Annotated in this window: 5 protein-coding genes; 4 read left to right on the forward strand and 1 reads right to left on the reverse strand. The window is 71.3% G+C overall.

Annotated features, from left to right (window positions below):
• Positions 1–45 precede the first annotated feature (45 nt).
• Positions 46–12,399 (reverse strand): amino acid adenylation domain-containing protein, encoded by a 12,354-nt coding sequence (locus AB0D94_RS28680; protein WP_362057285.1) that lies wholly within the window; start codon positions 12,397–12,399, stop codon positions 46–48.
• Positions 12,400–12,727: 328 nt separating this feature from the next.
• Between AB0D94_RS28680 and AB0D94_RS28685 the strand changes: the two genes are divergently transcribed.
• From AB0D94_RS28685 to AB0D94_RS28700, 4 genes are all read left to right on the forward strand, one after another.
• The gene (locus AB0D94_RS28685; RefSeq protein WP_362057288.1) at positions 12,728–12,964 is read left to right on the forward strand and encodes an MbtH family protein; all 237 of its coding nucleotides are present in this window, start codon (positions 12,728–12,730) and stop codon (positions 12,962–12,964) included.
• Between the two features lie 100 nt (positions 12,965–13,064).
• On the forward strand, positions 13,065–14,102 hold the full coding sequence (locus tag AB0D94_RS28690; RefSeq protein ID WP_362057291.1) for a TauD/TfdA family dioxygenase: 1,038 nt from the start codon (positions 13,065–13,067) through the stop codon (positions 14,100–14,102).
• A gap of 1 nt (position 14,103) precedes the next feature.
• Positions 14,104–15,840 (forward strand): non-ribosomal peptide synthetase, encoded by a 1,737-nt coding sequence (locus AB0D94_RS28695; protein WP_362057294.1) that lies wholly within the window; start codon positions 14,104–14,106, stop codon positions 15,838–15,840.
• 12 nt (positions 15,841–15,852) lie between these two features.
• A complete protein-coding gene (locus AB0D94_RS28700) occupies positions 15,853–16,623 on the forward strand; it encodes an alpha/beta fold hydrolase (protein WP_362057297.1) in 771 nt (256 codons plus the stop codon).
• The last annotated feature ends 22 nt before the right edge of the window (positions 16,624–16,645 follow it).

The raw sequence follows: 16,645 nt of genomic DNA on the forward strand, positions 1-16,645 counted from the left end.
AGAGGAGAGTCGCCGGCCGCCGTGGTCACGGCGGCCGGCTCCTGGTCAGGGTTCTCGGGTGAGGGCGGTGTTCACCAACGGCCCGATGACCTTGAGGGCTTCGGGGGTCATGAGATGGAGATGCGCGAAGTCCACGACCTGGAAGTGGGGTTCCTCGGAGAGATAGGGCACCCATGCCTCCGCGCCGACCGCGGTGGTGTCCAGTGTGGTGCTGGACGCGACCACGGTGGTGCGGCCGCGGAAGACTCCGCTGCTCTGCCGGTCGGCCAGCGCCAGGTTGCCGGCCATGATCTCGGCGAGATTGGCCACCTGGTCACGCGTGAGTTCGGACAGCGGAGTGGCTCGGGCGCGAAGGGCGGCGGTGAAGCCTTCGTACTCCAGCATCGAGTCGTCGATTTCGTCGCGGTCGAGGCCGAGCATGCCGAGGATGTCGATGTACACGTTCTCCCGATGGTGTGCCGATTCGTTCGGGTTCGAGTCGATGATGGTCAGGGACGAGACCTCGATGCCGAGGGATTGCATGTGCACCGCCGTGGCGTGGGCCAGTTTGCCGCCGAAGGACCAGCCGAGGAGATGAATCGGGCCGCGGTGGGTGCGGGTGATGCGGTCCGCGTAGACCGCGGCCATGTGTTCCAGACTCGCGTACCCGGCCGGTGTCGTCGAGACGCCGTCCGCCTGGAGGCCGAAGATCGGAACAGTGCGGTCGACGTGCGGCAGCAGACCGGCGTAGGGCCAGCTGAGGCCGCCCGCCGGGTGGACGCAGAACAGGGGGGCGGCAGAGCCCTCCGCGCGCAGGGTGAGGACCGGGGCGTAGGCGTCGCGGCCGGTGGCACCGTCGAGGTGGGCGGTGATCCCGGCGACCGTGGGCGTCTCGAACAGCACACGGACCGGCAGTCCGATGCCGAGGGCCGACTGGACCCGGCCCGTCAACCGGGCGGCCAGCAGGGAGTGGCCGCCGAGTTCAAAGAAACTGTCGTCGATGGTCACCACGTCGATCCCGAGCACCTCGGCGAACAGTCCGCAGAGCGCGGCCTCGCGGTCGTCCCTGGGGCCGCGGCCGGTCTGACCGCTCGTGCGGCTCGGCGCGGGCAGCGCGCGCCGGTCGAGCTTCCCGTTCTGCGTGACGGGGATCGCCTCGATCTCCACCAGGGCCGATGGCACCAGGTGCGCCGGCAGCCGTCGCTCCAGTGACCGGCGCAGCGCGATGGTGTCGATCGATCCGCCCGGTGGTGGGACGACGTACCCGACCAGCCGGCGGTCTCCTGGCGCGTCCTCGCGGACGGTCACCGCGGCCGCGGCCACCGCCGGCTCCTCGCGCAGCGCCGCCTCGACCTCCCCCGGTTCGACCCGGAAGCCGCGGATCTTCACCTGGTCGTCCACCCGCCCCAGGAACTCCAGCTCGGCGGAGGCGTTCCACCGGACCAGGTCGCCGGTACGGTACATGCGCGAACCGGGCGGCCCGAAGGGATCGGCCACGAACCGGGACGCGCTCAGCCCGCTCTGCCCCACGTAGCCGTTGGCCAGGGTCGTGCCCGCGATGTACAACTCCCCGACCACGCCGTCGACCACCGGGCCCAGCCACGGGTCCAGCACGTACACCCGCACGTTCGCCATCGGCCGGCCGATCGGCACCTCGGGGCTCGACGGCGGCAGCTCCCGCCCGCGCCACGCGATGACGACGATGCCCGCCTCAGTCGGCCCGTACTCGTTGTGCACGGTCAGTCCGCCGTTGCGGGCGAGGGCGCGGCGCAGCGACGCCGAGTGGGCCATGGCCTCACCCGCCTGGATGATGTGGGTCAACGGGGCCAGGTCGTCCCCGGTCCCGGGGAGCGCGTCGACCAGCGCCTGGAGCGCGATGTTGGGCAGGTGCAGCTCGGTGACGGACCGACGGGTGACCCAGGCGCCCAGGGCCGCCGGGTCGCGCCGCACGTCGTCCGGACACAGCACCACCGTTCCGCCCGCCACCAGCGTCGTGTAGACCTCCTGGAGGGACACGTCGAAGCTGGCGGCCGCGAACTGGGCAACGCGCCGACCGCGGGGCATCAGGGCGCGGTACTCCTGCACGAGCTTGTGCAGTGCCCGGTGCGGCACCATGACGCCCTTGGGGCGGCCGGTGGAGCCCGAGGTGTAGATGATGTAGACGGTCTGCTCGGGGTGGCACGGCGCCAAGCCCAGGTCCTCGTCGGACTGCCCGGCCAGCGCCGTCAGCGTCTCGCCGTCGTCGAGCGCGATCGTGTCCAGTCCGAGCAGCACGTCGGCGGGCCGCCCGGTGGTCAGGCACAGCCGGGGCCGGGCGTCGTCGATCAGGTACGCCAGTCGGTCGTCCGGGTACGCGGGATCCAGCGGCAGATAGGTGGCGCCGAGCTTCGTCAGCGCCGTCATCGCGACGATCAGGTCCAGGGTCCGGGTCAGGTGGACGGCGACGCGGTCCTCCGGGCGAATCCCGCGATCCCGCATCAGTCGCGCCAACCGGTTCGCCCGGCTGTTGAGTTCACGGTAGGTCAGCACCGTGGACTCGTCCTCCACCGCCGGCGCGTCCGCCATCTCCCGGGCACGCTCCTCGATCATCGAGGCTACGGTGTCCTCCGGGTACACGACCTCCGTGGCGTTGCGCTTGCCGAGTAGCTCGTCCCGCTCGTCCGGCGAGACGATCTCGATCTTCGACAGCGTGGCCCCGGGGTGCTCCAGGACGAAGTCGAGCACGGCCGTCCACCGGGAGGTGATCCGGTCGATGGTCGCCGCGTCGAACAGCTCCGTGCGGTACTGGACCATGACGTCGAGGCCGCCCCGGTCCGGCCGCTCGGAGACGCTGAAGAACAGGTCGAACACCGAGTTCCCGGTGGGAGCCTCCTGCACCTCCAGCTCCATCCCGGGCAGGGTGAACCGCTCGACCGGGCTGTTCTGAAGGAAGAAGGCGACCTGGAACAGCGGGTGCCGCGACGGCGAGCGCTCCGGGTTGAGCCTCTCCACCACCTGGTCGAAGGGCAGGTCCTGGTGCTCGTACGCGGCGATGCTGGTCTCGCGGGCCTGGGCGACCAGGTCGACGAACCGCGGGTCGCCCGCGGTGTCGGTACGCATGACCAGGGTGTTGACGAAGAACCCGACCAGGTCCTCCAGCGCCTCGTCCGTGCGGCCCGCGATGCCGGTGCCGATCGCGATGTCGGTGCCCGCGCCGTACCGGGTGAGCAGTGCCGCCATGGCCGCCTGCAACACCATGAACGTCGTCGCGCCCTGGCTGCGGGCCAGGTCCGCGAGCCCGCGGTGCACCCGTTCGGGCACCTCGATCCATATGGTCTCGCCCAGGTGCGATGTGGCCGCGTGCCGCGGCCGGTCGGTGGGGAAGCTGACCACGTCCGGCAAGTCCGCGAGCTGGGCCGTCCAGTAGCCCAGTTGCCGGGCGAACTCACTGTCCGGATCGCCGGGATCGCCCAGCAGCCGCCGCTGCCACAGCGTGTAGTCGGCGTAGTCGACGGGCATCGCGTCCCACGACGGCGCGCCGTCGGAGCGGCGTGCCGTGTAGGCGGTCACCAGGTCGCGGGCAAGCGGGCCCATCGACCAGCCGTCGGCGGCGATGTGGTGGATGAGGATCAGCAGCACGTGTTCGTCGGGGCCGGTGTGGAACAGCCACGTCCGGATCGGAATCTCGGCGGCCAGGTCGAACTCGTGCCGGGCGGCCGCGGAGAGCCGCGCCGCCAGATCCGGGCCCGCCACCGTGACCTCGGTGAACGGCGCTACGGCGTCGGCGCTGGGGACGACCCGCTGTTCGGGGGTTCCGTCCCACACGGGGAAGGTGGTGCGCAGCGGTTCGTGCCGCGCGACCAGGTCGTCCAGGGCGGCGCGCAGCGCCGGAGTGTCGAGCCCGCCGGTGAGACGGAACGCGAACGGCATGTTGTACGTCGGGGACGGGCCTTCGAGGCTGTTCTCGAACCAGATCCGCTGCTGCGCGTACGACAGCGGAAGGACCTCGGGCCGGTCGGCTCGGACTAGCGTCGGCCTGGCCCCGTCCCCGCCGGTCAGGCGCTGGGCGAGTTCGGCAACGCTCGGCGCCTCGAACAGCGTCCGAACCGGAAGTTCGATGCCCAGGGTGGTGCGGACCCGGCTGACCAGCCGCGTGGCGAGCAGGGAGTGGCCGCCCAGGTCGAAGAAGCTGTCGTCGATGGTGACGCGGTCGACGCCGAGAACCTCGGTGAACAGGTCGCAGAGCATGGCCTCGCGGTCGTCGCGCGGGCTGCGCCCGGAGCCGTCGCCGGTGTAGGCAGGAGCGGGTAGAGCGCGGCGGTCGACCTTGCCGTTGGTGGTCATCGGGATCGTGTCGATCAGCATCAGGGTCGAGGGCACCATGTACTCCGGCAGCCGCTCGGCGAGCCTGGTGCGCAGGACCTTGATGAGCTTGCCCGCCGCCATCGTCCGGGTTGGCGTGTTGACCAGGGCGCCCGGGCGCGGTTCGGCCTGCCAGATCCCGTCGAGCGGCGTGGTCGCCAGGTCTCCCGGCAGGACCACGACGTCGAGCAGGTCGGAGCGGTCCCCGGAGTAGGTGGTGATGACCGTCCGGCCGGTCGCGGTACCCCATTCGTGCAGCGCTTCGGGATCGAGCGCGTGCCGGACGTCGGCCGGGGGAAGGTCCGCGAGCCGGGCTGCGGGCGCCGCGTCCTCCAGTGACCGCAGGGTGTGCCACTCCGCCGCCACCCGGGCGTTGTGAGCGCCGCGGATCCGGACCGTGCCGCCGTGGGCCGCGACGATCGCCTCGACCGTGTCGAGACCACCGCCCGGCCACGACACCTCGGGCAGGTCCGCCACGGGGTGCGACCGGACGGGTGCCTTGTACAACGTCACGTCGTAGCGGTGCAGGGACATCTCGTTGTGGCCTCGGGCCCGCTTCAACCGGACGTCGACACCGCCGAGGTCCGAGCGCCCGGCCAGCGCCGTGAAGAAGCCGGGGTCGACGGTGAGCTCCCGCTCCAGTCCCACGGCCGAGTCGGCCGCCTCCAGCACACGCTTGGCCTCGGCGTCCTGGCCCAGCCGGCCTGCCTGGACCGCGACGTGGAACGCGCGCACCGACATCTGGTTGCGGACGTCCCCGACGAAGATCCGCCCGCCGGGCCGCAGCAGTGCCAGGGCGCCTTCGAGCACCCGGGCGAGGTAATCGCCGGACGGGAAGTACTGGATCACGGAGTTGATCACGACGGTGTCGAAGTGCCCTGCCGGCAAGCCCTCCAAGTCGTCCGCGCCGCGCGCGGACAGGTGGGTGCGGTCGGCCCACTCGGTGTCGCGCAGCTGACGCGTCAGCCGGGCGATCACCGAGGACGAGAGGTCCGTGGCCCAGTAGGACTCCACGTGCGGCAACAGCTCGCTGAGCAGCAGCCCCGTGCCGACGCCGATCTCCAGCACGTTCCCCGGGGGCAGCGCGAGGATGCGGCCGACGGTGGCGGCCTGCCACTCCCGCATCTCGTCGAGCGGGATCGGCCCGCCGGTGTAGGAGCTGTTCCACCCGGAGAAGTCCGCGCCGAACCCGGCGGCGTCCTCGTCCCCGTACAGGTCCTCGTAGGTCGCCTCCCAGTCGGCCACGAAATCGCTCGTGTCAGCGTCCGCTTCCGGCATCGGCACGACGTAGCCGACGAGCCTGCGGTCCCCCGGAACGTCCTCTCGCACCACCACGGTGGCGGACAGGACCGCCGGGTCCTCCCGCAGCACCGACTCGACCTCGCCGAGCTCGATCCGGTGGCCGCGCAGCTTCACCTGGTCGTCGGCCCGGCCAACGAACTCGATCTGCAGCTCGGCGGACCACCGGACCACGTCCCCGGTCCGGTACATCCGCGACCCGGGCGGCCCGAACGGGTCCGCGACGAACCGCTCGGCGGTCAGTCCGGCCCGCCCCAGGTAGCCCCGGGCCAGGCCCGCGCCCCCGACGTAGAGCTCGCCCGCGACGCCGTCGGCCACCGGCTCCAGCGACCCGTCGAGGACGTACACCCTGGTGTTGGCCAGCGGCCGGCCGACCGGGACGCCCGCCGCGAGGTCGAAGTCGGCCCCGATCGGGAAGCGCAGGACGAACGTCGTGGTCTCGGTCGGCCCGTAGCCGTCGACGATCCTGGTCGCCGGCGCCGCCGCGCGGACTAGGGCGACCGCCGAGGCCGGTACGACGTCGCCGCCCGACCAGATCTCGGTGAGGGTGCGCAGGCGCTCCGGGTACTCCGCGGCGACCACGGTGAACAGCGCCGCCGTCATCCACACCGCGGTGACGTCGTTCTCCTCGATGCACCTGGTCAGCACGCCGGGGTCGGAGGCACCCGGCGGAGCGAGCACCACCGTTCCGCCCGTGCAGAGCGGGACCCAGATCTCGTACGTGGAGGCGTCGAACACGTGCGGGGAGTGGGCCAGAACCCGACTGTGCCCGCTGTCCCACACCGGATCCTGCACCAGCTCGGCGATGTTGCGGTGCGTCGTCGCGATGCCCTTGGGCCTGCCGGTGGAACCGGACGTATACATGACATAGGCCAGCTGGCCCGGCCGGACCGGCTGCGCGACCGGCCGGCCGTCGTCGGCGGGGTCGTCGAGGACGGACCGGGCCGAGGCCACGTGTGCCCCGGGTACCAGACCGGCGAACCTGGTGACCGCGTCGGTGGTCGTGATGGTGCACACCGGACACGCATCGGTCATCATGTCGTGGATGCGCCCGTCCGGATAACCGAGGTCGACGGGGAGGTACGCGGCCCCGGCCTTGAGGACGCCGAGCAGGACGGCGAGCAGCTCCGCCGAGCGGGGCAGGGCGACCGCGACCAGATCCTCCGGCCGCGTGCCGCGGGTGAGCAGCCACCTCGCGACCCGCTCGGCCTGCTCGTCCAACTGCCGGTAGGTCCACTCGTCCCGCTCGGCCACCACTGCGACCGCGTCCGGGACCCTGCGGACCTGGGCGGCGAACAGCTCGGGCAGCGCGGCGTCCACGATCGGGTGGGCGGTGTCGTTGCGCTCGACGAGCAGCTCCGCGCGTTCGGCGGCGTCGAGCAGGGGCAGCCCGCTCAGGCGCGTGTCCGGGGCGGCCACGGCCCGGGCGAGCACTCGCCGCCAGCGCTCGAAGAGACGGACGACGGTCGCGGCGTCGTAGAGGTCGGTCGCGTAGTCGATGTTGCAGGTCAGACCGGCCGGCTGACCGCCGTCGTTGAACCGCTCGAACAGGTCGACGTGCAGGTCGAACTGCGTGCGCCCGGTCGGCGGCGCGTCGAAGGCGACGTCCAGGTCCGCCAGGGCGAACTCCGGCTCCTTGTTGTTCTGCACGGCTAGGATGATCTGGAAGAGCGGGTGGTGCGCGGCCGACCGGCGCGGGTTGACCCTCTCCACCAGGTGGTCGAACGGCACGTCCTGGTGCTCGTAGGCCACCAGGCAGGTCTCCCTGACCCTCCGCAGCAGTTCGGCGAAGGTCGGGTCGCCGCTGGTGTCGGTCCTGATGACCAGGGTGTTCACGAAGAACCCGACGAGGTCGTCGAGGCCGTTGTCGAGCCGGCCCGCGATGGGCGCGCCGACGGCGGTGTCGGTGCCCGCGCCCATCCTGGTCAGCAGGGCGGCCATCGCGGCCTGCACCACCATGAACAGGGTGGCACCCGAGCCCTGCGCCAGCGCGACCAGGTCGCGGTGCAGCTCGGCGGGCAGCTCGAAGCACTCCATCGCGCCCTCGTAGGAGGCCAGCGCAGGCCGGGGCCGGTCCGGCGGGTACGTCACGACCTCCGGAAGCCCTGCGAGGTGCTCGGTCCAGTAGTTGACCTGCCGGGACATCACGCTCGTCTGGTCGTCGCCGGCGCCCAGCGTCTCCAACTGCCACAGGGTGTAGTCGGCGTACTGGATCGACAGCGGCGCCCAGTCCGGCTCGGTGTCCGCCCGCCGCGCCGAGTACGCGGCCATCAGGTCCTTGGCGAGCGGGACCAGCGACCAGCCGTCGCCGGCGATGTGGTGAACGATGATCAGCAGCACGTGCCGGTCCTGCGCCACGTCGAACAGCCAGGCGCGCAGCGGCAGGTCCTTGGCCAGGTCGAACGTGTGCTTGGACGCCGCCAGCAGCGCGCCCTCCAGGTCCGCGGCGCTCACATGCCGGCAGTCGAGCTCGACGAGCGCCTCGTCCGCCGGGACGATGAGCTGTTCCGGGGACCCCTCGACGTCGGGGTAGACGGTCCGCAGGGATTCGTGGCGGTGGATGATGTCGCCGAGGGCGCCTTCCAGCGCGGCGGGGTCGAGCTGCCCGTCGAGCCGCAACGCGAGGGGCATGTTGTACGTCGCCGACGGTCCCTGCAACCGGTCCTGGAACCACAGGCGGCGCTGGGCGTACGACAGCGGGATGCGGTCGGGGCGGACCCGCGGTGCCAGCGGCTCGCGGGCCGGTGCGCCGTCCCGCAGCCGGGTCACGAGCTCGGCGACCGTGGGCGCCTCGAACAGCTGACGCACCCGCAGTCCGGCGCCGGTGACTGCGCGGATCCGGCTCACCAGCCGGGTGGCGAGCAGCGAGTGGCCGCCCAGCGCGAAGAAGTTGTCGTCGATCGACACCCGGTCGACGCCGAGGATCTCGCCGAACAACTGGCACAGCAGCGCTTCCTGGCCGTCACGCGGGGCCCGGCCGGCGCCCGCAGGGGCGTGGTCCGGCGCGGCCTCGCTCGTCGGCACCGGCAGCACTGCGGGCTCCTCCGCGCCGAGCGCGGCGAACTCGCCGACCCGGATCGCGGGGTGCTCGGCGGCCTGTTCCAGGACCGCGATCCAGCGGTGGAGCAGGGTGCGGACCGACTCGGCCTCAAACAGGTCCGTGGCGTAGTGGGCCACGAGGCGGACACCGGCCGGCCGGGCGTCGCCGGTCCAGGTCTCGGTGATGTCGAAGTGCACGTCGGTCAGCAGCTTGCCGGTGGGCAGGATCTCCCCGGTGACCTCCGCGCCGGGAATGGCGATCCGGGCATCCGGCGTGTTCTGAAGCGTGAGGCTGACCTGGTACAGCGGGTGGTGCGCGGTCGAGCGCGCCGGGTTGAGCACCTCGACGAGCCGGTCGAAGGGCAGGTCCTGGTGCTCGTCGGCGCCGATGCACGTCTCCCGCACCCGGTCGAGCAGGTCGGCGAACCGCGGGTCGTCCGCGGTGCTGGTGCGGATGACCAGGGTGTTGACGAAGAAGCCGACGAGGTCGTCGACCTCTTCTTCGGTGCGGCCGGCCGCGACGGTGCCCACCGCGATGTCGGTTCCGGCGCCGGAGCGGGTGAGCAGGGCCGCCAGGCTTGCGTGGAGGATCATGAACAGGGTGGTGCCGGTGCGGTGGCCCAGGTCGGTGAGCCGCTGGTGCAGCTCGGCCGGGATGTTCAGCGGCACCGTCGCGCTGTCCTGCGACGCCACGGCCGGGCGCGGGCGGTCGGCGGGGAAGCCGACGCGGTCGGGCAGGCCAGCCAGCCGGTCCTCCCAGTACCGGACCTGGCGGTGTAGAGGAGTGTCGGGGGCGTCCGCCGCGCCGAGGGCCTCGCGCTGCCACAGGGTGTAGTCGGCGTACTGGATCGGCAGCGGCGCCCAGTCGGGCTCCTGGCCCGCGCACCGGGCCGCGTACGCGGTCGTGAGGTCGTCGGCGAGCGGTCGCATCGACCAGCCGTCGCCCGCGATGTGGTGAACGGCGATCAACAGGTGGTGGTGCTCCGGGCCCGACTCGAACAGCCATGCCTGGAAGGGGACCTGCGTGGCGAGGTCGAACTCGTGCCGTGCGGCCGACCGGACGGCCGCGTCCAGCTCTTCGGCGGGCAGGCGCACGTGCCGGACGAGGTCGGCAGCGGCCGGGGTGGCGACGATCCGCTGGGCCGGCACCCCGTCCTCGGCCACGAACACCGTGCGGAGGGACTCGTGACGGTCCACCAGGTCCCGCAGGGCGCCGATTAGCGCCTCGGTGTCGACCGGCCCGGTGATCCGGAAGCTGAACGGGATGTTGTACATCGCCGACGGCCCGTTGAGCTGCTCGACGAACCAGAGCCGTTGCTGTGCCAGGGAGAGCGGCAGCGGGTCCGGGCGCTCGACCGGCGTGAGGGGCGCGCGGCGGCTCCCGGCCCGCTCTCCGACCTTGGCCGCGAGCTCCGCGACGCTGGGCGCGTCGAACAGGGTCCTGATCGACAGCTCCGCGTCGAACCGCGCCCGCAGCCGCCGGACGAGCCGGATTCCGTGCAGCGAGTTCCCGCCGAGGTCGAAGAAGCTGTCGTCGATGCTGACGCGGTCGATGCCGAGCAGCTCGGCGAAGAGCGCGCACAGCTCCTGCTCCGTGGAGTCCCTCGGTTCCCGGCCGCCCGCGACCGTGTACGTGGGCGTCGGCAGCGCCTTCCGGTCGACCTTCCCGTTCGGGCTGATCGGCAGTGCGTCCAGGACCACGATGGCGGACGGCACCATCTGCTCGGGCAGCCAGGTGCGGATCGCACACCGCAGCGCCGCCGGGTCGACCTCGGCGCCGTCCCGCGCCACCACGTAGCCGACCAGGCGGCGGTCACCGGAGGTGTCCTCCCCGGCGACCACCACGGCCCGGGCGACCGCGGGGTCCTCGCGGAGCACGGACTCGACCTCGCCGAGCTCGACGCGGACTCCGCGGATCTTGACCTGGTGGTCGATCCGCCCGATCAGCTCCACCAGGCCGTTGGGGTGGAACCTGGCCAGGTCGCCGGTGCTGTAGAGGCGCTCCGCCTGTACCGGGCCGTGTGACCACTCGAAGAACTTGGCCGCGGTCAGCTCGGGGTTGCCGTAGTACCCCTGTGCAAGGCCGAGGCCCGCCATGTGGATCTGCCCCGTCACACCGACCGGGACCGGCTGGCGTTCCGAGTCCAGCACGTAGAGCCGCTGACCGGCCATCGGCCGCCCGAACGGGATGCTGGCCCAGCCGGGCAGCGGATCCCCTGCCAGGAACCACGTGGAGGAGATGGACACCTCGGCGAATCCGCCGAAGACGAAGACTTTGATGCCGGGGGCAAGCGGCTCGAGGCGCTGGGGGAGGTCCGGCATGCTCCAGTCCCCGCCCAGGATCACGGTCCGGATCCCGGTCTGCTCGCCGAGGGACCGCACGTGTTCGACGTAGAGCTCGAGGAGGGAGGGCGCGGAGTTCCAGACGGTGACGTCGTGCTTCTGGACCAGGTCGTGCCAGTGCGCCGGGTCCTTGGTGCGGCCCGGGTCCGGGAACACCACCGCGCCGCCGGCCACGGCGATCCCCAGGAGCTCGTAGACCGACATGTCGAAGCTCGGTGACGACAGAGCGATCACCCGGTCCTCGGCGCCGACCCCGGCGGTGGCACTGATGTCCAGCAGGTTGTTGACGACGCCCCGGTGCCGGATGGCGATCCCCTTGGGCCGGCCGGTGGAGCCGGAGGTGAAGATGATGTAGCAGAGGTCGTCCGGACCGGCGACCTCCTCGGGGGCGTGGTCGGGCAGTTGATCGAGTTCCGCGGCGTCCCGGTCCATGAGGATCACCGGGACGTCGGACTGAGGCAGTCGCGGCGACAGCGGGGATTCCGTGATGAGGACGTGGGAGTCGGAGGCCTCCATCATGAACGCCAGGCGTTCGACGGGGTAGTCGGCGTCCAAGGGTACGTACGCGGCGCCCGCCTTGAGGATGCCCAGGATCGCGACCATCAGGTTCGGGCCCCGGTCGAGGCACATCGCGACGCGGCCGCCCCGGCCGACACCGAGGGCCCTGAGCCGGTGGGCGAGCCGATTGGCCGCCTTGTCGACCTCGGCGGCGGTCCAGGTCGTCCCGCGGTGGATCAGTGCCACACTGTCGGGATCAGTCTTGAGCCGCTCGGCCACGCATGCGTGCAGGGTGCGGTCGTGGTCGAACTCGGACGCGGTGGCGTTCCACTCCACCAGCATCCGCTGCTGTTCCGCCGCCGTGAGCAACGGAGCCTCGGTCCTCGGGCGGATGCCGGGATCGGCGACGCAGGCGGTCAGCAGGGTGGCGAAGTGCCCGAGCAGGCGCTCGACCGTCCCGTGGTCGAACGCCCCGGCGTCGAAGGACACGTCGAGGTGGACCACCTCGGACGGCTGCCGGACCTCAACGACCAGCTGGTGCTCCGACGGGTCCGCGATTCCGTCCGCCTGTCGGAACACCGCGTCGGCGGCCCGGTACCGGTCGTCGTCGACCTCCTGGCGGCCGGTCAGCTGGACGGTCCGGACGAGGTCGGCGAACGTGTCGTCGCGGCCGGGCGTGACGGCCAGCAGCTCACCGGGCGCACCACCGAGCTCGATTTGCTCGGCCTCGCCGTACCTGGCCAGCACCGCCACGAAAGCGGCCGACAGCACGGAGAACAGCTCCGCGCCGTGTTCCGCCGCCACCGACCGGGCCGCGTCGACCAGGTCCGGAGACAGAGTGCGGGTCGCGCTTCCCGGTCCGGACAGCCGATTTGCGTCCGCTCCGATGGTCCCCCTCACGGTGCGCTGTGCTTGTGGCAGCCTCGGCAACCTGGCCATCGCCTTCACGTCCTTCCCCCGAAGTAACGGCACGCCGACTTCAGGCACGCCGAATCGGTCTCAACGATGCGTGCGGTCGACGGCTGACATTTCGCCAGAAGTGGCTGTTCAGGCCCCAGGTGCCTATGGCGCGCCATAGGCAGGTTTCCGGATGCCATGACCTCTGACTGTGGACTCAACGTAAGGACTCGAATCGGTAACGTCAAGATCAATAAGAGGGTTGCCGGATGAAGTTGGTTGCGCCTAGTGTGAGTTGCGAAAGCGACGTGCCTCAACGGGGGAAGCTAAGTTGACGAATCCTTTCGACAGTGCGGATGGCCAATTCCTGGTGCTGGTCAACGCCGAGGGGCAGCATTCGCTGTGGCCCCTGTTCGTTGATGTTCCGGCTGGTTGGAGCGTGGTCCACGGACCTGACGCGCGGGACACCTGCCTCGGCTACATCGATCGGAATTGGACAGACCTGCGGCCGAAATCGCTCCTCCACGCTATGCGTGACGGCGACCGGGAAATTGGTCGGGCGATTTGAGGGCAGCCGCACCTTCGGCGCATTCCGACGATTTCACGCCACGGCCTATTTCAGGCCATGGCCATGCGAGTTTCACCACTCCGGAAGGGTTCGGCGTCAGATGAAGAATACTCCCGATCAATGGGGCGCAAAGCAGCTCGACCGCAAGCTGGACATCCAACTCGAGGCCGGGGCGCCGCCCATGGGCGTCGCCCCTGAGCTGTCCACGCTCGCCGACGCGCTGGACTGGCTGCGCTCGGTCGACGACGAACTCCGTGCCGCGATGCGGTCGCATGGGGTGCTGTACCTGCGCGGCCTGCCGGTGCGCGACGTGCAGGACTTCGGCGCCGTCCGCGACCAGCTCATCCCGCAGCGCACCCCGTACCGGGAGAAAGCCACGCCGAGGCACAGCTACGGCGATGACGTGTTCTCCTCGACCGACCTGCCGCCGGCGCAGCCCATCCGGATGCACAACGAGAACAGCTACACCCTCGACTTCCCGGGAACGCTGGTGTTCTGTTGCCTCACCGCACCGGCGGAGGGCGGCGCGACCCCGGTCGCGGACTGCCGGGCGGTGTTGCGCGACATGCCGGAACACCTGGTACGGCGCATGCGCTCCTCGGGCTGGGCCCTGCGCCGCAACTACTCCGACCTGGTGTCCCTGGATTGGCGCACCGCCTTCGCCGCCGACCGGAGCGCACAGGTGGAGGCGTACTGCGCCGAGAACCTGATCGCCGCGCGCTGGTCAGGCGACGACCTGAGCACCAGTCAGATCCGTGCGGGGGTGATCACCCACCCGCACACTGGCGACGAAGTCTGGTTCAACCACATGGCGTTCTGGAACTCGTGGTCGCTGGACGAGGAGATCCGCGAGTCCCTCGTGGACGAGTTCGGCGCGGACGGACTCCCGTTCGACACGTCCTTCGGCGACGGCGAACCGGTCACCAAGGAGGACCTCGCGGCCATCGACGCCGCGTACGCGGGCGCGACCATGCGGCGGTCCTGGCAGCCGGGTGACGTGATGGTGGTCGACAACATCCTTGCCGCACACGGCAGGGAGCCGTTCCGGGGCGACCGGCGCATCGTCGTCGCCATGGGCGATCCGGTGTCCGTGCGGGACTGCCTGCCGACCGTTCCGGCCGAGGCGAGGTTCGTCTGAGATGACCACGAACCTCATCGCACAGGATGACGACCCGCTGGCCCGGTTCCTGCAGTCCGTCGAGGCGGCACCGGACCGTGCCGCCGTCCAGTCCGCGGACGCGTCCGTCACGTTCGCCGACCTCGCCGCATGGGTCGCGGACCTCGCCGGCGCCTTGCGGGACCGCGGTGTGCGCCGTGGCGACCACGTCGGCGTGTGCCTGGAGCGGGGCGTGGGCCTCGTCGCCGCACTGCTCGCCGTGTGGAGCGCGGGTGCGGCGTACGTCCCGCTTGACCCGCGGTACCCCGACGAGCGGATCGCCTTCATGATCCAGGACTCCGGCCTACGGCTGGTGGTCGCGGCGGACGACCGGCCGACCCGGCTCGCGGATGTCGAGGTGATCACGCCGGTCGCTTCGGGAAGCACTGGCGAGCCCGTGTCCGTGACACCTGCCGACGCCGCCTACGTCATCTACACCTCGGGCTCGACCGGCGTGCCCAAGGGCGTGATCGCGACCAGAGGCGGGGTGGCGTCTCTGCTGCACCGGCTCGAGGCGGTCGGCGCCTACCCGGACGGCCACCGCGTGGTCGGCTGGAACGCGAGCGCGTCGTTCGACGCCTCGGTCCAGCAGTGGGCCAGGGTCTGCCGCGGCGACACGGTCGTCGTCCTCGACGAGGAGCAGCGGCGCGATCCCGCCCGGTTCGGCGCCGCACTTGCCGAGCACGGGATCACCGACATCGACGCCACCCCGTCGCACTGGGAGGCCGTGGAGCAGGGGGTTACGGCCCCGGCGCTGCGCCTGTTCCTGGGTGGCGAGCCCGTGTCCACCGCGCTGTGGCGGCGACTCGACGCGGCCAAGGAGGCGGGGCGCGTGGAAGCGTTCAACCTCTACGGACCGACCGAGTGCACCGTGGACTCCACGGCCGGGCCGATCGAGGGCACCGAGCCGCACATCGGGCCGCCGCTGCCCGGTGTCGAGGTCCACGTGCTGGACGACCGCCTGGCGGAGATGCCGGTGGGCGTGACGGGCGAGCTTTACATCTCGGGTCCCGCGGTCGCGCGGGGGTACGTGAACCGCCCCGGCCTGACCGCGGAACGGTTCGTCGCCGACCCGTTCGCCGGTGCCGGGCGGCGGATGTACCGCACGGGTGACGAGGTCAGGTGGCGGGCGGACGGCACGCTGGAGTTCGTCGGGCGGGCCGATCGCCAGGTCAAGGTGCGCGGTTTCCGGATCGAGCCCGGCGAAGTCGAGGCGGCCATCGCCGGATACCGCGACGGGTGTGCCGCAGTCGTGGTCGCGCGGGCGGACGACCTGGTGGCGTACTGCGTGGGCGACCCGGACCTCGACGAGCTGCGCGACCACGTGGCCGCGCTCCTGCCGGCCCACGCGGTCCCGGCGCGGTTCGTTCGGATCGTCGCGTTCCCGTTGACCGTCAACGGGAAGATCGACTTCTCCCTCCTCCCCGAACCCGACGCCGGTGCCACGCGAGCGGACGGGCGGCGCCCGGAGGGCGAGTACGAGGAGCTCGTCGCCGGGGTGTGGGCGGAGGTCCTCGGCCAGGATCGGGTGTTCGCCGACGACGACTTCTTCGCGCTGGGCGCCCACTCGTTGATGGCCATCCGGGTCGTGGCCCGGGTCAAGAAGGAGCTGGGCGTCGCACTGTCCATCCGGGACGTGTACCGGCGGCCGATGCTGCGGGACTTCGCGGAGTTCGTCCAGTCGGCGCACGCCGACGTGACCTCGGCAGCCGGCCGATAGAGGAGACAGCACGTGTCGAACCAACTGGGACCAGCACGGCAGAACACCGCCGTGATCCGCCCGAAGCAGCTTGACGGCGCGACCACCACGTTGGTGTGCCTGGGTTTCTGCGGCGGTGGGACCGGGCCGTACCACCCGTGGGCCGAGGTCGTGGCACCGGACGTTGACGTCGCACTGATCTGCTACCCGGGCCGCGACGGCCGCTTCCTGGAGGACTTCGCCACGACCTGGGACGAGCTGGCGGAGGACGCTACCCGCACGGTCGTCTCGGCGGTCGGCGACCGGCCGTACGTCCTGTTCGGACACAGCATGGGCGGCTGGATGGCCTTCGACGTGGCGAGCCGGCTGGAGGCGCGGGGCACGTCCGTCCCGGACGCCCTGGTCGTGTCCTCGTGCAACGCTCCGGCGCGTGGCCTCACGCCGCGGGACATGTTCCCGGCTCGCCAGGACACCGACGAGGAGCTGCTCACCTGGATGCGCACGCATGGACTGATCGCCGAGCACGTGCTGGGCGATCCGGACCTGCTGGAGATGGCGGTGGAGATCATGCGCGCGGACATCGCCGTGCGGGACACGTTCCGCTACAACGGCGCCGCGGGGGTGACCATGCCGCTGCAGGTCCTCGCCGGTGCCGACGACAAGGTGATCGAATCGGACGCCCCCGCCCAGTGGCGGGAGCTGGCGTTGGGGCCGTACCGGCACGATTCCCTGCCCGGTGGCCACTTCTACACACCCGAGGTGTGGCGGGCCCTGCCGACCCACATCACCGCAATCAACCGGTAGACGCGGTTCGGCCCAGGAAAGT

It is taken from the genome of Streptomyces sp. NPDC048255 (assembly GCF_040652415.1).
GTDB lineage: Bacteria > Actinomycetota > Actinomycetes > Streptomycetales > Streptomycetaceae > Streptomyces.

Coding starts and splice junctions, on each gene's coding strand:
- AB0D94_RS28695 (WP_362057294.1), top strand. CDS start 14,104: ATGACCACGAACCTCATCGCACAGGATGACGACCCGCTGGCCCGGTTC.
- AB0D94_RS28690 (WP_362057291.1), top strand. CDS start 13,065: ATGAAGAATACTCCCGATCAATGGGGCGCAAAGCAGCTCGACCGCAAG.